Here is a 20,891-nt window from a genome sequence, read left to right as displayed (position 1 = left end):
CTCCGACACCCGTTGGACTGCCCGTGAAGCTGACCGTGACCACCGCCGACTCCCAGGGGCGGCGCACGGACCATCTGCTGGACCTGCCGGGGGACGCCACCGTCGGCGAACTCGCCGCCGCGCTGTCCGCCCCCCGCCTCTACCTCGGCGACCAGCCGCTGGACTCCGGGACGCCGCTGGGCGCCGGCGGCGTCCGGGACGGCGTGCTGCTCGGCCTGAACGCCCCCGCCCCGCCCGTGCCCGACCCGGCCCGCGCCTGGCACCCACCGGCCTCCGACCCGGTGCTGCTCGAACTGCGCCACGTCTCCGGGCCCGGCGCCGGGCAGGTCTGGTCGCTGGGGCCCGGCAGCTACGAGGTGGGCACCGACCGGCGGTGCTCGATCCGGCTGGTCGAACCGGACGCCGAGGAGCCGGGCGAGCCGGGGGAGTTGGCCTACGTGTCCGCGACGCCGGAGTACGGCACCTGGATCACCGTGCACACCGACGGCACGGTCAGCTACCGGCTGCCGGAGGACGCCGACCCGGCCCACTGCGGCCTGCGCAGCCTCACCCCGCCGCCGCCCGTCGATCCCGAGACCGGCACCCCGCTCACCGACGAGGAGCCGGCCGGCCCCCGGGACGGCGGCCCCGGCGGGCACTCCGAGGAGCCGCCGCCGGCCGGGCCCGACGGGCTGCCCGAGGAGGAGCCGCTGCCGCCGCCCGGCTACCGGCCGCCGCCGGCGGACGGCGCCGAGGAGTGGCCGCTCTTCGCCGACCTGTCGCTCGGCGACCATCTGCTGCGGCTGACGCCCCGGTTCGAGGCGGACGCCGCGGTGAAGCCGGCCGGGGACGGGCTGACCATCGAGTACAGCCGGCCGCCGCGCATCCTTCCGCACCTGGACGCCGAGAACCTGAGCCTGCCGGGCCCGCCGGCGCCCCCCGGGCCGCGACCGTTCCCGTTCATGCTGATGATCTCGCCCATGGTCATGGGCTTCGCCATGGTGGCGCTCTTCCGGTCCTTCTACTTCCTGATCCTCATCCTCTTCACCCCGCTGATGGCGCTGGGCAACTGGATGATGGGGCGCCGCACCAACCGCAAGCGGTACGAGGACCAGGTGCGCCGCTACCGGCTGCGCCGGGCCGCCCTGGAACGCGAGATGCGGCGCGCCACCGTGGAGGAGCGGCACCAGCGCAACACCGCGTCGCCCGACCCGGCGGCCGTGCTGCTGACCGCCCGCGGCCCGGGACACCAGCTGTGGGAGCGCCGCCGGCACCACGGCGACTACCTGACCCTGCGGCTCGGCGTGGTCAGCCGCGCCTCCCTCAAGCGCATCAGCGACCAGGCCAGGGAGAGCAACCACCGCCAGGTGCACTGGCGGTTGGCCGACGTGCCGATCGGCGCCGAGCTGCCGATGCTCGGCGTCATCGGGCTGACCGGCGACCAGGACACGGTGCGCGCGGTGGCCCGCTGGGCCGTCATCCAGTCCGCCGTCCTGCACAGCCCGCGGGACCTGCGGATCGTGGTGCTCACCGACGAGGAGCACCGCGCCGACTGGGCCTGGGTGCGCTGGCTGCAACACCTGCGCCCGGCCCGCCGGCAGGGCCCGGCCACCCCGCTGGTCGCCCTCGGCGCCGATCCGGCCTCCGTCAACCAGCGGGTCAGCGAGCTGTACGCGGACCTCCAGTCCCGCGCCTCGCTGGCCGGCAAGTCCACCGGCAACGCGGCGGTGCCCGGCGAGCCCGACATCCTGGTCATCCTGGACGGCGCCTACCGGCTGCGCGAGATACCCGGCATGATCGGCGTCCTCACCCAGGGCCCGCCGCTGCGGGTCTACAGCCTCTGCCTCGACGAGCGCGAGTACCTGCTGCCCGAGGAGTGCACCTCGGTGGTCACCGCCGAGGGCAACCGGCTGACCATGCGGGTCTCCGGCAACCCGGCCGTCACCGGCATCCGCGCCGACCAGGTCACCCCCGACTGGTGCGAGCAGGCCGCCCGCGCGCTGGCGCCGCTGCGCGACGTCACCGTCGAGGCGGACGCCGGCATGCCGTCCCAGGTGCGGCTGTTGCCGCTGCTCGGGCAGGAACCCCCGGACCCGGCCGCGCTGGTGCGGTCCTGGGCCCGCCGGCCGGCCAGCACCACCTTCCCGGTCGGCGCCGGCCACGACGGCACCGCCGCCCTGGACCTGGTCGCGGACGGGCCGCACGCGCTGATCGGCGGCACCACCGGGTCCGGCAAGTCCGAGCTGCTCCAGACGATGATCGCCTCGCTGGCCGCGGTGAACCGGCCGGACGAGCTGACCTTCGTGCTGATCGACTACAAGGGCGGCAGCGCGTTCCGCGAGTGCGCCGAACTCCCGCACACCCTCGGCATGATCACCGACCTCGACGGGCACCTGGTGGAGCGCGCGCTGGCCTCGCTCGACGCCGAGCTGCGCCGCCGCGAACAGCTGCTGGCCGACGTGGAGGTGAAGGACCACCGCGAGTACCGGGCCAAGCGGGCCAGGGAGCCCGAGCTGCCGGCGCTGCCCCGACTGCTGCTGATCATCGACGAGTTCGCCACCCTGGTGCGCGAGCAGGTCGAGTTCGTGCCGGGACTGGTCAGCCTCGCCCAGCGGGGCCGCTCGCTGGGCCTGCACCTGGTGCTGGCCACCCAGCGCCCGGCCGGCGCCGTCTCCAACGAGATCCGGGCCAACACCAACCTGCGGATCGCGCTGCGGGTCACCGACCGGATGGAGAGCACCGACATCATCAACGCGCCGACCGCGGCGGCGATCTCGCCCAGCACGCCCGGCCGGGCCCTGGTCCGGCGCGGCGACGGGCCGCCGATGCCGTTCCAGACGGCGTGGGTCGGCGTCGAGCGGCCGGACGAGGACCCGGACGGGCCCGGCACCCGGGTCGCGCCGCGCACCGTGCAGGGCGTGGAGCTGACCGTGGAGAAGCTCGGCCACCCGCTGCCCGCCCCCCGGGTCATCCACGAGGGCACCGACCCGATGGCCGAGTCGGACCCGGACGAGGAGCCGACCGTCGTGGCCGACGACCCGGACGACGACGGCAGGCCGGCCGACCCGGCCACCGACCTGAGCGTGCTGGTGGCCACCGTGCGGGCGGCGACCGACGCGCTGGAGGACTTCGAGACCCAGCCGCGGCCCTGGCTGCCGCCGCTGCCCGAGCAGCTGCCGATGGCCGCCCCGGAGCAGGACCCGCGCCCCGGCGGCGCCGCGCTGCCGCCGGTGCCGTACATCTTCTTCGACGTGCCGAGCCGGCAGGAACAGCGGCTGGGACACATCGAGTTCGGCACCTTCGGCCACCTGTACGTCATCGGCGCGCCGCGCTCCGGGCGCACCCAGACGCTGCGCACCATCGCCGGCTCGGCGGCCCTCCACCTGACCACCGACCAGCTGCACATCTACGGCATCGACGCGGGTGGCGGCGGCCTGGCCCCGCTGGAGGCGCTGCCGCACTGCGGCGCGGTCGTGCCCCGGCAGGACAGCGAGCGGCTGGAGCGGCTGGTGCGCCGGCTGGTGGCCCAGCTGACCGAACGGCAGCAGGTGATCGCCAAGCAGGGCGTGACCTCGCTGCCCGAGGCGCGGGCCAAGCTGCCCAGGGAGGAACGCCCCCCGCACCTGCTGCTGTTGATCGACGGCTGGGACGCGCTGGTGGCGCTGTGGGAGAAGCAGGACGGCGGCCGGCTCACCGAGGAGCTGCTGCGGGTGCTGCGGGAGGGCGCCACCGCCGGCATCCACGTGATCGCCACCTCCGAGCGGATGCTGCTCGGCGGCCGTCCTGGCCAGCACAACGACCGGCGGCTGGTGCTGCGCCAGTCGGACCGGATGGACTTCGGCATCGTCGGCGTCAACCGCCGGGCGGTGCCGGAGCGGGTGCCGGCCGGCCGCGGCTGGGCGACGCCCGGCGCCGTCGAGGGCCAGGTCCTCACCCTGCCGGCCTCCGCGCTGGCCAAGGGCGGCGACCAGGCGGACGTGCTGCGGGCCATCGGCCGGCAGGCGGCGATCCGGGACGGCGGGGTGGCGGACGAGCTGCGCCCGTTCACGGTGGCCGCGCTGCCGGAGCTGGTCGGCTTCCAGGAGGCGGCCGACCAGATCGCGGACGAGGCGCGCCGGCCGCTGTGGGCGCTGCTCGGCGTCGGCGGCGACACCGGCGGGGCGTTGGGCTACGACTTCGCGGTCGGCTCCGGGTCGTTCGTGGTCGCCGGGCCGCCGCACAGCGGGCGGTCGACGGCGCTGGCCGCGATGTGCGTCTCGCTGGTGACGGGCGGCACCTCGCTGGTGGTGCTCACGCCCCGGGAGTCGCCGCTGCGGCGGCTGGCCGCGCACGGGCTGGCGACGGTGATCGACGACATCGACCCGGACCCGGAGCAGGTGGAGCAGGCGCTGGCCGCGGTGGGCGACCGGCCCACCGTGGTGGTGGTGGACGACGCCGAACTGCTGGTCAACACGCGGGTGGACGGGCCGCTGCGGAAGGTCGCCTCGGCCGGTCGGGACCGGGGGCTGGGGCTGCTGCTGGCCGGCCCGGCGGACGGCATGACCAGCCTGGGCTGGATCGGGATCGCCCGGCGCGGCCGGCGCGGGCTGCTGCTGGCGCCCAAGGCGCTGAACGAGGGCGAGCTGATCGGGGCCCGGCTGACCACGGACCACCTGCGGCCGCAGGTCACCCCGGGCCGCGCCTGGACGGCCGACCCGACCGGGCGGCTGCTGGCGGTCCAGGTGCCGCTGACGGTGCTCCAGTAGCACGACGACGCGGGGCCGGCGCCGGGTGCGGCGCCGGCCCCGCGGTCGTCCGGGTCAGCCCTGGGAGATCGAGGTGCGGTCCTCGTTCCAGGTGACCGGCGACCCGTGCAGGTTGTTGTCGTTGTTCCACTCCGGCGGGTCCGGCGTGTCGGTCTCCACCTCTTCGGCGGTCAGTTCGAGACCGCCCTCACCGTCGATGCTGGAGAGCGTCGCGGCGAAGAGCGCGGAGTCGTTGTTCTTGAACGCGTCGTTGATGCCGGTGAACAGGTTGGCCCAGTTCTGGATGTTGCTGGCCGCCATCTGCATGGACTTGCTGAACTCTTCGTAGGCGGTCTTCAGCGCCGGGCTGGCCTGCTCCAGGTAGAGGCCGTTGTCGAGCAGCGTGCCCACCTTGCCGAGGAGGTCGTAGATCTCCGGCACGATGATGTTGCACTGCGCGCTGAGCTTGCTGGACGTTTCGGCGATGCCGGCGTAGTCGGCGGAGATGTCTGCCATGGCCGCCTCACTTCGGGTTGCGGATGTTCTCCGCGTACTGCTGGTCGAATTCGATCATGCCGTCCTTGATGTCCACGAACTGCTTGGCGAAGCCGTCGATCGCCTCGCACAGCTGCTGGAGCTGCTCGTGGAGCAGGTTGTACTGGTCGGTGATCGCCGCGTTGGTCTCCGGCAGGACGAGGGAGGTGCCCAGCGCGTCGTCGATCGCCGCCTTGGCCGCGTCCACGGCCGGCGTGATGGTGTTTTTGTTGGAGTTCTCCATCGCGGTCGCGGCTTCGTCCACGTCCTCGTAGGTGATGCTGATGTTGGGCACGAGATCTCACTTCCTGTCGTGACTGACTGCTGCTGCGGGCCGGTCGGGAACGGGAACGGGGCTGGGGCTGGGGCGGACCGGTCAGTCATCGACCTCCTGCCAGTCCGACTCCCAGTCCTCGTCGTCGTCCCCGTTCTTCTTGTCCCGGGTGTACTCGGTGACCTCCGTCTCCTCCTCGCCGTCGTCGTTGGTGGTGGTCGTGGTCACCGTCTGGGTGCCGGAGCCGTCGTCCTCGATGGTGTACTCGGCGACGCTCTCGGTGCCGTCCGGGCTGATCGTCGTCACCGTGAAGTCGCGCCGGTCGAAGGACTCGTCCGGGTTGTCCGGGTCGCTCGGGTCGGGCGGCCCGTCGTACTCGACCGTCGTGGTGACCGTCTGCCCGTCGGGCGTCTCGATGACGGTCTTCTCCTCGGTGACGTTGTAGTCCTCGTCGTAGGACAGGTACACGTCGACGGTGCTGCCGTCGTCGTCGGTGATCTGGATGCGGCTGGGCGGGTGCTCGGCCGGCTTGTCCGGCTCGGGGCCAGGGAACGGCGGCCGGTCCCCGAGGTCCTCCTGCCACTGCTCACACCAGCCGGGGGCCTCGCCCTCCCCCTCCGCCGGGTAGCAGTCCACCCACGGGTCGGCGTCCGGGTTCTCGTCGAAGTAGTCGCCCGCGCCGATCCGGTCGGCGTACTCGTCCCAGGCCTCCTTCTTCTCCTGCCAGTTCTCGTACGCCTCGCGCTCCCCGAGCCACTCGTCCAGCTCCGAGTGGCCGGTCATGGTCACGGCACCGGCGGCGATCGACGCGTCCCGCTCCAGCAGCACGTCGGCGACCCCGCCGAACATGTCGCCGAACTGCTTCAGCTTGTCCTTGCCGTCGTTGATCCGGGTCTTGGACAGGCCGTAGAAGATCTGGAACTGGTACGACAGGTTGTAGTTGCCGAAGATCGACTCGTTGGAGGTGGCGGTGCCGTCGCCGATCTCCTGCCACGCGTCCTCGCCGCCCGCCGTCTCGGCCCGGTCGGCCAGGGTGTGCAGCCCCCGCTTCATGGCGTAGAGCTTGTCGTAGTCCATCGCGTAGTCGACCATCGCGCCTCCCTCCACTGCCGGTTGCCGGGCGCCCCGGGCGGGGCCCGTCCTTCACCTGCTCCACGCACCAGCCCGGCGGAAGGTTCAGCGCGCGCGGAAATCCGGTGAACCTCCGGGCCCTCTCGTACGTAGAGCTTGCGAGGGGTGCCAGCGATCATCCCCGTCGTCGCCCGTACTCGGAGAAGGGACCCGGCCATGGCTCGACCTCCGGACTGGAGCGCTCTCAACCTGGGCAGCGACCCGACCCCGGGGGACCCGGACCGGCTGGAGGCGCTGATCGAGGCACAGAAGGCGATCGTCGACCTGGCCACCGAGCTCGACGACGACCTCGACCAACTGATGCGGGAGAACAGCGAGTTCTTCATCGGCGAGACGGCCAAGGCGCTGCGCGAGGAGATGGACGACCGGGTCCGCAAGTTCGTCCAGAGCTTCGCCGAGTCGCACGAGTCGGTCCGCACCGCGCTGGTCACCTACCACGAGGCGATGGTCACCCAACAGGGCATCGCCGACGGGGCGTTGAGCGCCGTGGAGGGGCTGGACGAGGACGACGACGAGATCGAGGTACAGAAGGAGACCGCGCAGAACGCGGGGGAGGCCCTGGAGACGGCGGCCGGCGTCGCGGCCAGCGCCATCCAGGAGGCCGGCTCCAACATCAGCTCGATGATCGACCCGTGCGAGGCGTTCTGGAAGTTCCTCCAGTTCTTCCTGATCGCGCTGATCCTGCCGGCGATCATCCTCGGCGGCCCGACCGCGATCCTCTTCCTCACCCTCAGCGCGGTCCTCTTCGTCAAGACCGTCATCGACTACGTCGGCGGTCGGGCCGGCGTCACCGAGCTGGTGCTGTCCGTCCTCGGCATGCTGGTGCCCACCACCCGCGGCCTCAACGTGGCCGGCATCACCAAGGCCATCAACAACTTCGCCGGCAAGAGCTGGGCCGGCGCCGGCCACAAGTTCAACCAGCTGGTGATCAACGGCGCGAAGGGCTCCTGGACCTCCCTCAAGGGCGGCGGCGCCCTCTTCGTCAAGACCTTCACCCACCTGAAGGCCGGCGGCGCCTTCGCCAACAGCCCGCTGGCCCTCAAGCTGGCCTGGGTCAAGGACTTCGGCAAGTACGTCTGGGCGCACTTCAGCAGCTTCAAGGGCTTCAGCGCGATCTTCCTCCCGGTCAACGTCACCGAGATGGGCGCCGGGTTCGCCGGCTTCGCCAACGCCTTCAAGATCTCCCTGTGGAACCGCGGCGTCCTCGGCCAGTACCGGGCCGGCGCCTTCGTCTCCGGCACCCACATCGTCGACGTGCGCGCCATCACCGGCTTCGACCAGGCCGGCCGCCCCCAGGTCAACTCGGCGCTGTACGCGTTCTACCAGCCGAACGCCTCCAACACCGCCAGGTACATCGCCACGCCGCCCAGGCACGGCTGGAACGACGTCAGCACCGCGCCGATCATCACCATCGGCGGCGGGTTCACCCCGAACAGCGCGGCCGGCTCCGTCGCCGACTTCTCGCTGGCGCCCCCCACTCCCGCCAACAGCTCCGTGGTCTCGCTGCTCGGCAACGGCAGCCGGTCCCACTTCTCCTCGCCCAACGTCTCCACCACCGACGTGTCGGTCATCTCGTCCAGCCCGCGAAACAGCGTGGACAACCTGTCCGTGTTCAGCGAGCCGCCCAGCCGGCCGGCCACGCCGGCCAGCTCGATCTCCGACATGCGGCCGGTCCAGTCGATCGGGATGCACTTCGCCGACCAGGGCCGCAGCCTGGCCCCGCCCACCCCGGTCGTCGCCAACCACGCCGCCGACGGCATCCCCAACATGGCCGGCGAGTTCTACGTGGCCGGCTCGCCCACCGTGGTCACCCACGTGCCGGCCGGCAACGGCCAGATCGTCGGCGTCACCTCGCCGATGCCGTCCAACGCGTCCACGCACACCGTGACCCCCGTCACCAGCACGGTCTCGACGCCCGCCGCCACGCCGGCCGCCACCGCGGTGCCCACCCCCTCGACGGTGACCACCCCCACCGGGGCGCCGGTGGTCAACGCCAGCACGACGACCAACACCAGCACCGTCGTCAACGCGGCCCCCACGCCCACCGCGACCCCGACCGTCAACGTCACCAGCACCACCATCGCGTCGTCGGCCCCGACCGGCAGCACCGTGCACGTCGGCGGCCTGAACTCCCACAGCAACGTCACCACCAGCGCCAACATCGTCTCCGACGCCTCGACCACCACGTTCTCCCCGATCCGCTCCGAGGGCGCGGTGGACGTCTCCCGCACCATCACCGCCGGCGCCCACAACCCCACGTCGGCCGTCAACATCAACGGCGTCACCGGCGTCAACGCGAACGGCGGGCACCTGCCCGGCACGTTCGGCGGGCCGCAGGCCGGCTCGTTCGTCGGCGGCCAGAACGGCGCCCCGACCGGCGTCAACCGGGGCACCGGGGTGGACAACGTCACCGACCTCAACCTGGGCTCGGTCTCCCCGCTCCCGGTTCACTTCGCCGACCAGGGCAGGGGCCTCGGCGTCCCGGACGTCGCCCAGGCCGGCGCCGGCGCCCGCCAGTTCACCGACACCCACATCGGCCCGATCGAGGCGCCCGTCAACCCCGGCGCCCAGCACACCGCGCCCGGCGGCGGCCCGGCCGCCCTCGCCGACGACGTGCCCGCCGTCATCCCGACCGCCCAGCCGCTCCAGGCCAACCCGGCCGGCGGCGGCCACCTCGGCGACGCCCTCAGCCAGCCGGCCGCCGGCCCCGTCGCCCGCCCCGGCGGCGGCGCGCCCCCGGCGCAGGCCACCAACGACCTGGCGGCCCCCACCCACACGTTCACCCCGCCGGGACAGGCCGGCGGCAGCGCCGGCGCCGGTGGCGGCGGCATCGGTGGCGCGCCGCCGGTCCGCCCGGCCGCCGGAGCCGGCACGTTCGGCGACATCGCCAGCCACGTGGACGGCGTCCGGCCGGTCAACCTCAGCGCCATCGGCACCCGCGCCGTGCCCACCACCGAGCCGCTGCCGACCTCGGCCCCGCCCGCCGCCACCCGCGAGGGCGGCGAGGGCGTCCCGCCCGGCCGCCCGTCCGGCGAGGGCCAGCAGGGCCCCGGCGTGGTGCCGGTGGCGAGCATCACCCCCGTCACCCGGGGCGGCGACGGGTTGGCCACCCCGCCGCCCCCCACCACGACGCCGCTGTCGCTGACCCCCGACGGGCCGCCGCCGCCGGTGCTCACCAGGGGCGGCGACGGCGCGGCGCCAGCCGCCGGCGGCCGGGCCGAGATCCCGGCCGGCGCCGGCCAGTTCCCGCACCGCTCCGGGCCGTTGGCCGGCCACACCGTGGTCACCCCGCCGGGCGCGGCGCCGTTCCTGGTCGGCCCGGGCGGCGCCCGGGTCGGCGGCGGCACCCCGCTCGGCGACCTCGGCTGGGGCGTCATCGCCCCCGGCCAGCGCGTCGGGGCCGTGGTGGACGGCTCCGGGCAGCGCACCCACGACCTGGTGCCGCTCGGCGGCCGGGGCGAGCGCGCCACCGGCGAGTACGCCGCGGTGCCGCTGACCGGCGACCGCACCCCGGTGCTCTTCGGCAAGGACGGCGCCCCGTTGGCCGCCCCGACCCGCTTCCTCGGCGACGCCTTCGCCGTACAACGCACCGCCGACAGCGCCCACTTCCACGACCTGAACGGCGTGCTGACCGGCGCCTCGCACCGGCTGCCGGGCCCCGGCGGCCATGAACTGCTCGTCAACCACGGCACCCAGCGCGCCTCCGTGGTGACCCCGGACGGCAACCCGCTGACCGGCGCCGACGCGCGCCCGCTCGGCGACCACGGCTTCCTGGTGGAGCGCGTCGGCCGGCCGACGATCCTGGTCAACGGCGACGGCCTCGCCACCCACACCGTGACCAAGCTGCCCGACCAGGGCGGCCACCCGTGGTCGTTGGCCGTCCCGGTGCCCGGCCACGCGGGCGGCCCGCTGCTGATCCGCGGCGCCGACCAGGTGGTCCCGCCGACCGGCGGCGCCACCCTCACCCCGCTCGGCCAGCACGGCAACCTGGTCAGGATCGGCAGCGACGCGCCGCTGCTGGTGGACGACCTCGGCAACGTCGCCCCCGCCGTGCTGCTCAAAAACCGCAAGGGCGCGGCCGTTGACCTGGTGTTCGCCCCGGCGAGCGGCCGGGCCGGCTCGCCGGCCGTCTACCACACCGACGGCCGGCTCTTCAGCGGCGAGGTGTTCAGCGGCTTCGACGGCCGCCGGATCGTCGTCCAGGGCGCCGGCACCTACACGGTGCACGGCCCCGACGGCACGCTGCTCGCCTCGGGCGCCGGCCGCGCCGGCGGCCCGCTCGGTGAGGGCAACCGGCTGGCGTTCCCGGAGGGCGGCGGCCGGCCCCAGGTGGTCGGCCCCAACAACGCGAAGGCGCCCGGCTCTTCGGCGACCCCGCTGGACGGGGAGCGGTTCCTGATCCAGGTGCCGGGCCAGCGGCCAGGCGTGGTGGACGCCTCGGGCGCGCACACCGCCGACGCGATCCGGCTCGGCACCGGCAAGGGCGACCCGCACGGCTTCGTCACCGTCCCCAGGGACGGCGGCGCGCCCACCGTGTACGGGCCGGCCGGCCGGCCGCTGCCGCACGTCTCGGTGGACGTGGACGGCCGGTGGATCACCCTCCGCCCGGCCGACTCCGGCACCACCACGCTGTACGACCTGGCCGGCGGCTTCCAGGGGCTGCGGCACGGGCTGCCCGGCGGCTACCAGTTCGTCGTCGCCGCGGGCGGCGGCGTGCGGGTCCTTGACCCCAAGGGCACGTCGATGGCCGTCGAGGTGTCCAAGTTCGCCTCGGGGGAACACGCCGTCAAGATCGACGGGGTGATCCGCCTGATCGGCAAGGACGGCTCCAGCACGTACACGATGCGGCCGCTGTTCGGCGAGGACGGGCGGGCCGACGTGGTGGTGCTGGTCCGCCCCGACGGCACCGTCTACCCCTACCCGCGCGACGTGGACGGAGTCCCGCTCACCGACCGGGTGGTGCGCTACTCGGAGACCACACCGAGGCCAACGCCCGCGAACCCCAACCCGGAGCGCACCTTCGTCTACCAGGTCTACTCGGCGGACAAGACCGTCTCCTACGCCGCGGACACCGGCCGGTTCGGCGGCAGTGCCCCCGGCACCGCCGGCCTGCACAAGGTCGACGACATCGAGTACCGCGGCCTCGACCCGGCCGACCAGGCCGCCGTCCGGCAGGAGTTGCTGGAGTCGGTCGGCCGCCCCGCGATCCGGCCGCCCGGCCTGGACGACACCGACCGGTTCGTCTTCATGATGCACGGCGGCTCGTCCAGCACCGGCGGGGCCGGCGGCGTGCCGCCCGTCGGCTCGATGGTCCCGGTCCCCGGCCCGGCCGGCGCCCCGGCGACCTACCTGCACATCTCCGGCGGGACCCTGACGGTCTACCGGGCGGGCGCCGACGGCACGTTGGCCCCCCTGCCCAACGCGGCCACCGCGCTCGTGGACGGCTCCGGCTTCCGGGTGGCGCTGCCCGAGGGCCAGTTCGCCGTCAACAAGGCCGGCGTCCGCACCCACGACGTGCTGCCGCTGGGCACCGAGACCGGCCGGCCGGTGGACTTCCTCTTCACCCCGGCCGCCGGCGGCCCGCCGGTGCTGCGCGGCCCCGCGGGCGAGGCCAAAGCCGAGGTGCCGCAGGTCAACGGCGGCACGGTCGACGTGCCCCGGGGCAACGTCACCCACCGGTACGACCTGGCCACCGGCGACTGGCAGCGGCGCACCCACCAGATCACCGGCGGCACCTGGGCCAACCACCAGGTGACGGTGCCCAACCCGACGCTCACCCCGGGCGCCCGGCCCACCCTGGTGGACAACACGGGCACCCAGGTGCCCGGCGTCACCGTGCACGAGCTGCGGAACCAGGACCTCCGGATCACCACCGACACGCACGGCGGCGGCGTCGTGGTGGACCGGCTCGGCGCCGAGCTGGGCACCAGCCAGCGGCTGCGCGACTTCGGCAACAACTTCACCGACGAGTACGTCATGGTGCCCAACCGGGGCCCGGTGCCGGCCGGTGGCGCCGCCGCGGCCGGCGGGCCGCCGCCCGCGCTCCAGGCGGTCGACGGCGCCCCGGTGCGCGGCGGCAACGTGACGCAGACCGGCACCGACTTCACGGTCACCAGGACGGCCACCCCGGACACCGTCACCGTGCACGGCCCGGACGGCGCCGTCCGCCACCTCGACCACGGCATCCGGGGCGGCACCGCCCTCGACGGCAACCGGCTGATCGTGCCCCGCCAGGGCAACCCGCGGATCGAGGACGGCCACGGTGCGGCGGTGCCCCACACCCAGATCGTGCCGAGCCCCGCCGCCACCGGCGGCTACCTGGTCGTCACCGGCGACGGGGTCGTCACCGCCCAACGGGTCGTCGGGGTCGGCCCCACCGGCGCCGCCGCCGACGTGGCCCTGCCGCTCGGCGGCCGGCCCGCGACCGCGACCGGGCCGGCGCCCGCCCCCGCACCGCAGCTGACCCTGCACACCGGGACCGGCGGCGCCGGCCCCCGGGTGATGGAGACCCAGGCGACCGGCCCGGTCCAGGTCGCCGGCGCCGCCGACATCCGCGTGGTGGGCGGCGACCTGCACGTGGTGCGGGGCACCCACACCGCGGTGCACCACCTCACCGACGGCCGGCTGCTGCAGGACGTACACCGGCTCGGCGGGCCGGTGGCGGCGTTCAACGGGGCCGACCTGGTGGTGCCGGTCGGCGCCCCGGCCCAGCTGGAGCGGGGCGGGACCATGGTGCCCGGCAGCTCGGTCACCGACCTGCCCGGCGACAGCGGCCACGTGGTCCGCGCCGGCGGCGCGCAGCAGATCCTGGACCAGCACGCCCGCCCGCACCCCGGCGCCATGGACGTGACGCTCCCCGACGGCACGGCCGGCGTCGCCGTCCAGTCCCAACGAGCCGGTGTCCCGGACGCGTTCGTCAACAACGCCGGCGTCCTGGACGCCGCCCGCAACCCGCGGTTCGGCCTCGCCGCCGACGGCTCCCCCCAGCAGCTCACCGTCACCTGGCAGGGTGGCGCCCTCGACTACCGGGTCACCCCGGCCGCCGGCGGCGGCTTCACCACCCAGCTCACCCGCGAGACCTACCCGGTGCAGGGCGGACGCACCCTGGAGATCAACCACGCGGTGGGCGGCGGCACCACCGCCCAGTTCCGGACCGGCACCGGCGCGTTCACCCCGGCCGTTCACCAGCAGTGGACCGGCTTCGACGGCTACCGACTCCCGTCGCCCGGCGCCGCCGCCGACACCGTCGTCAACAACCGGGGCGTCGTCACCCACAACGCCCTGCCGCTGCCCAACCGTGGCGGTGTGCGGGACGCGTTCGTCTTCCGGCCGGAGGGCACCACCCCGGGCGGCCCCGTGCTGCGCCAGCCGGACGGCGGCGCCCACCCGGCGACGACCTTCAACCCCGGCCGCGACAGCTATGAGTTCACCACCCCGGGCGGCGTCACCCGCCGGCACGGCGGCGACGGCCGGTTCCTGGAGGAGAACTTCACCGTCAACGGCGGGCAGCTCGCCAACTACCAGCTGCGGCTGCCCGACGACCTCGGCCAGGCCAGCGTCCGGCCGCCCGGCGGCCGGCGGGACACGCCGGTCACCGCCGTCATCCAGACCGACGGCAGCATCCGGGTGCAACACAACACCCTGCACACCGTCGTCAACCCGGCCAACGGCACCGCCGCCACCCACGACGTGCTCACCCTCGCCCCGGCCGGCCACGGTCCAGTGCACGCCTTCACCGACCTGGCCAGCGGGAACCTGCTGCCCGCGCCGCGCGCCGCCAACGGCGACGTCGTGCCGAACACCACCGTCACCAGGACGGTCGACAACGACATCGCGTTCACCCCGACCGGCAACCCGGTCACCAGCATCCTCGACGGCACCACCGGCGCGTTCCGGTTCACCGAGACCACGCTCAACGGCGGCGGCGCGGCGCTGCCGGGAGCCGCGTTCCGCACCTACGAGTTCACCCACAACGGCCAGACCTTCCGCGGCTTCGACCTGCTGGACCGGAACCGCGCCGTGGTCGACGGCTGGGTGGTCACCGGTCGCGGCGACTTCCCCACCGCCGCCGCGCCAACGGCCCCGGACGGCGTCCGTATGACCAACGGCGCCGGCACCGAGACCTGGGTGCTCGGCGCCAACGGCCGGCCGCTGCTGCACATCGGCGCACCGGACGCCACCACCAACGTCCGGGTCGGCACCGTCTACACCCAGGTGGACGGCGGCCCCGCCACCACCACCACCCACCGGGTGATCGCCCTCGGCGACGGCGGCGGCCGACGCTTCTTCGACGCCCCGGCGGCGGGCGCCGCCCCCGGCCCGCGGCCGGTCCGCGACGGCGAGCTGAACCAGATCGGCACCCACCAGGTCACCGTGCAGGGCGCCCACTTCCGCTACACCGACCACGCGGGTGGCCTGCGGGGCGGCGAGTACAAGGACTACGACAACCTCGGCCGGCTGGTCGAGCAGCGGATCAACATCATCAACCGGGGACAGGTCCTCGACGGTCACCACTACAAGGTCAACTACACGTACGACGCCGCCGGGAAGATGAGCGGCACCTACGAGCACTGGCGCCCCAACCCGGCCTGGACCCCGCCGGCCGGCGGCGCCGCCCCGGCCGCCGGCGCGCCGCCCCGCTCCCTCGCGCCGCCCGCCAAGGGACCCTGGCTCGACCGCGGCCGGGTGGACGTCAAGGGCGCAGGCAACGGCCATGTCACCCTGCTCACCAACAACACCGACGGCCTGCGCGGCTTCGTCTTCGAACGCCGCCCGACGCCGAACGGCGGCGTGCTGGACGCGCACGCCCCCGGCACCGTCGAGAAGTTCGTCAAGACCGACGGCAAGCTGTTCTTCGTCCCGAAGATGCGGGAACGCTGGCAGGAGCTGGACGCCGGCGGCAACGCGGCCGGCCACGGCATCCGGATCTGGGGCACCAGCAAGAAGACCTTCTTCGACTACACCGACGGCTGGCACATCTCCCGCTCGAACTCCGGCCCTGTCCACCACTACCGGGAGACCCCGCAGGGCGGCTACGTCATGGCCCACCGCGACGAGGGGGGCGCCTTCTCCTACAAGGCCGGCGAACGGGGCACCTGGTACCGGTACGACGCCGACTTCGCGCCGCTGGCCACCGGGGAGCGCCGCTGGGGTGCCTTCGGCCACGGCTGGACCGACCGGATACTCGACCCGCGGAGCGGCGACTTCACCCTGGTCGCGAAGAAGTTCCCCAGCGGCTGGGGCCACAACGTCCGCAACTTCCAGTCCTTCGACCTGGGCAAGGACGGGCTGCCCGCGGGCAAGGGCGACTACATCACCGTCTCACCGCAGGGCAAGGAGACCGGCGTCCACCGGACCGACGCCGACGGCACCTGGTTCGAGAACCACCGGATCGCCGAGCAGCGCCCGCCGAACTTCATGCGCTGGGCGCTGTCCGACAACTTCCGCCACGTGGACACCGGCGCCCGCGAGGGGCTGCACTCCTTCCTGCCGCACCCCTTCTTCCACCGCAACCACCGCTACACCACCTCGGGCGACCACGCGGCGTTCATGATGGACAGCCGCTTCCAGACCTTCGACTTCCGGCGCGGCGACGCCACCGGGGCCGTCACCGAGCGCGGCATCCAGGGCATCAGCTCCCGCGGCTGGAACACCGTCACCGTCCCGACCGGGGGCCGGATCTCCGGCGAGACCCGGCCCCTGGTCAACGGCAACACGCTCACCGTCGGGAGCGACGTGGCGCTGCCGCCGGGCGCCGTGCTGGACGCCAACCGCCTGCCGTGGACCGAGGGCGCCGGCAAGCTCTCCGGCCACCGCACCTTCGACAGCAACGACTTCGTCGACCCGCCGACCGGCAGCAACAAGACCCGCGACGACGTGGCCTGGCAGGACCAGTTCCGCGCGGACGTGCCCGCCGGCGGCAACTGGTACTCCCGTGGCACGGGCCACGACTGGCACATTGCCAGGATCGGGTTCAAGGACGGCACCATCCTCGACTTCCGGCCCCGCCCCGCCGAGCGGCCCGCCGGGACCGTCGGCGACGGCGGCCTCACCTTCCAACGCGACGTGCACGCCGGCGACATCGCCGGCGGGCGTCCGCGCCCCGCCGGCTACCTGGAGAGCGACTGGGTCCTCACCAACCACCACGGGAAGCTGCTGGCCCGCGGCGACACCTTCCCCGGCTCCGGGGTCGGCGGCATCGACGTCCGGGTGGTCAGCCACTACAAGGAGAGCCCGCTGGGCGCCGGTTCCATCAAGTGGACCGCTGACGACGGGACGAGCGGCGTCCGCAAGCTCGCCTCCCGCAACGACATGGGCCACCACAACTACTTCGACCGCGAGTCCTTCCGCGACTTCATCGAGGTCGACGGGAAGCTCGGCAAGAAGCTGGTACCGGTCCGCGAGCTGCGGCTGCTGGCCGACAACACCACCGTCGTCGCCTGGAAGGTGCCGCCCCCGGCCGGCGCGGCCCCCGCCGCACCGGGCGGCGGCGCCGCGGCCGGCGCCGGCGCGGCGGCCGACACCTGGCGCTGGAACAAGATCGACCGGCACGGCAACATCATGTCCTTCGGCGCCCCCGAGCAGCGGATCCGGCACTGGACGGACGGCGGCGGGATGCGCCGCTGGGAGGACTGGCTGGAGAACGTGCCCGCCGGCAGGCCCGTGCCCGCCGGCGCCTACACCAGCCCGGGCGGCGCCACCCACACCGTCATCCAGGAGATCCCCGCCGAGGTCGGCGGCGCCCTCCGGCAGGCCTTCAACTACCGGCCGCTGCGCCCCCGCGAGTACTTCCCCGACCCGGGCAGCCTCGGCACCCTCGGCCGTACCGGGGACGACCTGCGGGCCCTGGGCTGGAAGGACTTCGAGAGCGGCGCCGTCGCGCACCGCAAGACCGAGCTGCCGGACGGCACCTTCCTGGAGCTGGAGACCATGGCCAAGCAGTGGCGCCGCTGGGCCTACGACCCCGGCACCGGCCAGTGGACGGTGCTCACCGAACGGTCGATCGCCGGCTACGTCTCGGAGCTGCCCGCCTCCTCGTTCACGGCCGCCGCCACCAACGGCGGCACGTTCACCGGCAAGCTCCAGTACACCGGCCGGGAGACGTACTTCATCAGCGCCCTCAACGAGTACCGCGGCTTCGAGCGGATGTACCGCCAGCCCCGCCGCACCCCCTGGGGCGCCGGCGACACCTCGGTCGGCGAGTCTCCCTACACGCCGTTCGCCGTGCAGAACTTCCAGCACATGCTGCTGGAGTTCGGGCAGGAGTTCGTCCTCGACTTCCTCGTCACCATGGCCGTCCTCGCCATCCTGCCCGGCGACTTCGGCTGGGCCGACGTGGGCCACGCGGCGCTCAGCGCGCTCATCTCCAGCTCCGTCAAGAGCGCCACCATCGGCGCCCACAACCTGGGCGCCCACCACTCGCAGTTCCGGGTCGGCCTCAACTGGCAGGACCGCGGCTTCCCCTACCGGTTCCGCCAGGACGACGACGACTGGGCGGGCGAGTGGGCGTCCAACGAGTTCGTGCTCCGCTGGCGCGGCGGCAGCTACGACTTCATCAGGGACGGCTTCTTCGTCGCCCCGCTCGGCGCCTTCCTCGGCAACCTCGCCGCCCTGGAGGTCTTCGGCATGCGGGACGACGAGGGCAACCGGTTCGACATCTCCTTCGGCGAGGCCGCCCTGCTCGCCGCCGGCGCCGCCGCCAGCGCCGCGTTCGGCTCGGCCACCATCGGCGTCGGCAAGACCCTCTTCCAGGGCAACGCCGCCACCCGCATCTGGCACCGGCAGGGCATCGTCGACTTCACCATCGCGCCGATCCTCAGCAAGTTCCTGGAGAAGCCGCTGGGCGCGTTCGTCATCACCCCGTACATCCGCGACCAGCTGGGCATCACCCCGCCCCCGGCGCCCGACAGCCAGGCGGGCGCGGACACCGCGCCGCCACCCCTGCCGGACGGCGGCGCGGTGTCGGCGGCCATGCTGGAGCCCCCGCCCACCCCCGAGTTCGGCAGCGACCTGCCCGTCCTCGGGCCCATGAGCCCCTACCCGCCCGCCGGGCTGCCCAACTGGGAGACCACACCGTGACCGACGACCGCATCCGCGTCGCGCCCCGCAGCCGGGGCGCCCACCGGACCATCACCCAGGCCCTCGGCGCAGCACCGGCCGGCGCGGTGGTCAGCATCGCGCCCGGCGAGTACCACGAGTCGTTCCGGCTGATCCGCCGCGTGACGCTGGTCCCGGAGCACGGCAGCGGCTCGGTCACGGTCGTGGTGCCGGCCGCCGCCGGCGCGGTCACCGTCGCCGCCCCCGACTGCCGGATCAGCGGCCTGGTGCTGCGCGGCACCGACCCGGGCGAGACGCTGCTGCGCGTCGAGGACGCCGCCGGGCTGACCCTGGAGGACTGCGTCGTCAGCCACGGCCGGGTCGAGGTGCTCGGCTCCCGCACCACCGCCAACCGGATCGACCGGCCGGTCGGCGACATCCCGCTCGACCACGACCTGGCCGCCGAACTGGCCGACCCCACCGACGGCGGCGTGCTGGTCACCCGCAGGACCCGGCTGCGCTCCGCCCGGCACACCGCGCTGCACCTCACCGGCGACGCGCTGGCCCGGCTCGACGACACCAGCATCATGGACGTCGAGGGCATCGGCGTCGCCGTCTCCGGCACCGCCGTGCTCCGCGCCGATCAGCTGCGGGTGCACGGCGGCTCCGGCTCGGCGCTGCGCGCCCGCGACGCCTCCCGGGTCCTGCTGCGCGGCAGCGGCCTGTTCGGCGCCGGCCGCAACGGGCTGCTCGTCGAGGACGCCGCCGAGGCGCTGCTCACCGACTGCCGGGTGGAGAACGTGGCCCGCTCCGCGGTCCGGCTGGACGGCACCGCCCGCGCCGAGATCGAGGAGTCCACCCTCGCCGGCGCCCGGCTCTCCGGCGTCGAGGTCCGCGACCAGGCCCGGGTGATGATGCGCGGCGTCCGGGTCAGCGGCGGCGAGACCGGCGTCCGGCTCCGGTCCGAGCAGGAGTCGGTGCTGCTGCACTGCTCCGTCACCGGCCAGCAGGGCAACGGCGTCGAACTGGCCGTCGGCGCCGACCCCCGGCTGCGCGGCGTGCGGGTGGCCCGCACCGGCAAGCACGGCGTGATGGTCGGCGACAACTCCCGCGGCACCTTCGACCACTGCGACGTCATCGCCAGCGGCTTCCCCGCCATCCACGTCGGCCGGGACGGCGCGCCCCGGTTCCGCGGCTGCCGGGTCTTCGACTCCGCGCACGACCTGGGCGTCGCCGAGGGCGCCAACCCGGTCTTCGAGAACTGCGTGGCCATCAACGTCGGTTCGCCCCGGCTGCCCGGCGCCCCGCGCGGCGGCGCCGCCGACCGGAAGGTGGCGCCCCAGCGGGACGAGGAGGACGACGGCCCCGAGGCCGAGTCGCTGACCGACCTGCTGGCCGAACTGGACGAGCTGGTCGGCCTGGAGAACGTCAAGCGGGACGTCGGCGGCATGGTCAAGCTGATGCAGACGGTCCGGATGCGGCAGGAGGCCGGTCTGCCGGCGCCGCCGCTCAGCCGCCACCTGGTCTTCGCCGGCAACCCCGGCACCGGCAAGACCACGGTGGCCCGGCTCTACGGCCGGCTGCTGCACGCCCTGGGGCTGCTCTCCCGGGGCCACCTGGAGGAGGTCGACCGCAGCGCGCTGGTCGGCGAGTACATCGGGCACACCGGCCCGAAGACCACCGAGGCGTTCGAACGGGCGCGCGGCGGAGTACTGTTCATCGATGAGGCGTACGCGCTGACCCCGCCAGGGGTCGCGCAGGACTTCGGTTCGGAGGCGATCGCCACGCTGGTGAAGCTGATGGAGGATCACCGCGACGAGGTCGTCGTCATCGCCGCCGGCTACCCGGGGGAGATGGACCGTTTCATCGGCTCCAACCCGGGCCTGGCGTCCCGCTTCACCCGCAGTCTGCTGTTCACCGACTACGACACGGAGGAACTGGTGCGGATCGTGGAACACCACGCTCGCCGGCACCGCTACGACCTGACCGAGGGCGCCCGCGAGGCGCTCACCGCCCACATCGGGGCCATCCCGCGCGGCGACCGGTTCGGCAACGGCCGCACCGCCCGCCAGCTCTTCCAGCAGATGACGGAGCGCCAGGCGATGCGCGTCGCGGAGCTGACCTCCCCGAAGGACAGCGAGTTGATGGCCCTGAACGAGAACGACCTACCCCTGCCCACGTCCGTGTCCTGACCCACGAGGTATCTCACGAGG

General features: G+C 74.0%; 6 protein-coding genes. 3 read left to right on the top strand and 3 right to left on the bottom strand.

Translation table 11 applies throughout. The annotated features are described in order from the left end of the window. The first annotated feature begins 23 nt into the window (after positions 1-23). Positions 24-4,724 (top strand): FtsK/SpoIIIE domain-containing protein, encoded by a 4,701-nt coding sequence (locus tag RM844_RS27685; RefSeq protein ID WP_311670146.1) that lies wholly within the window; start codon positions 24-26, stop codon positions 4,722-4,724. Positions 4,725-4,778: 54 nt separating this feature from the next. On the opposite strand, the gene RM844_RS27680 is transcribed toward RM844_RS27685, so the two are convergent. The 3 genes from RM844_RS27680 to RM844_RS27670 all read right to left on the bottom strand — a co-directional run bounded on the left by RM844_RS27680 (position 4,779) and on the right by RM844_RS27670 (position 6,603). Next, positions 4,779-5,219 carry a hypothetical protein gene (locus RM844_RS27680; RefSeq protein WP_311670145.1) on the bottom strand — a complete coding sequence of 147 codons (441 nt, stop codon included), beginning with the start codon at positions 5,217-5,219 and terminating at the stop codon, positions 4,779-4,781. 7 nt (positions 5,220-5,226) lie between these two features. Next, positions 5,227-5,532: a hypothetical protein gene (locus tag RM844_RS27675; protein ID WP_311670144.1), complete on the bottom strand. Its 306-nt coding sequence runs from the start codon at positions 5,530-5,532 to the stop codon at positions 5,227-5,229. A gap of 81 nt (positions 5,533-5,613) precedes the next feature. Then, positions 5,614-6,603, bottom strand: a complete 990-nt coding sequence (locus tag RM844_RS27670) for a hypothetical protein (RefSeq protein WP_311670143.1) — start codon at positions 6,601-6,603, stop codon at positions 5,614-5,616. A gap of 195 nt (positions 6,604-6,798) precedes the next feature. Here RM844_RS27670 and RM844_RS27665 point away from each other — a divergent pair, with 195 nt between their 5' ends. Both RM844_RS27665 and RM844_RS27660 read left to right on the top strand, forming a co-directional pair. Beyond that, positions 6,799-18,720, top strand: coding sequence for a hypothetical protein (locus tag RM844_RS27665; protein WP_311670142.1), 11,922 nt, complete (start codon positions 6,799-6,801; stop codon positions 18,718-18,720). Continuing rightward, complete coding sequence (locus tag RM844_RS27660; protein WP_311670141.1) at positions 18,717-20,870, top strand: right-handed parallel beta-helix repeat-containing protein; 2,154 nt, start codon at positions 18,717-18,719, stop codon at positions 20,868-20,870. Before RM844_RS27665 ends, RM844_RS27660 begins: the two co-directional genes overlap by 4 nt. Positions 20,871-20,891: the final 21 nt, after the last annotated feature.

Origin of the sequence: Streptomyces chisholmiae (genome assembly GCF_031845445.1) — a bacterium.
Lineage (GTDB): Bacteria > Actinomycetota > Actinomycetes > Streptomycetales > Streptomycetaceae > Streptomyces > Streptomyces chisholmiae.
This window is presented reverse-complemented; position numbering and strand designations above follow the sequence as displayed.

Coding starts and splice junctions, on each gene's coding strand:
- RM844_RS27680 (WP_311670145.1), bottom strand. CDS start 5,219: ATGGCAGACATCTCCGCCGACTACGCCGGCATCGCCGAAACGTCCAGC.
- RM844_RS27670 (WP_311670143.1), bottom strand. CDS start 6,603: ATGGTCGACTACGCGATGGACTACGACAAGCTCTACGCCATGAAGCGG.
- RM844_RS27665 (WP_311670142.1), top strand. CDS start 6,799: ATGGCTCGACCTCCGGACTGGAGCGCTCTCAACCTGGGCAGCGACCCG.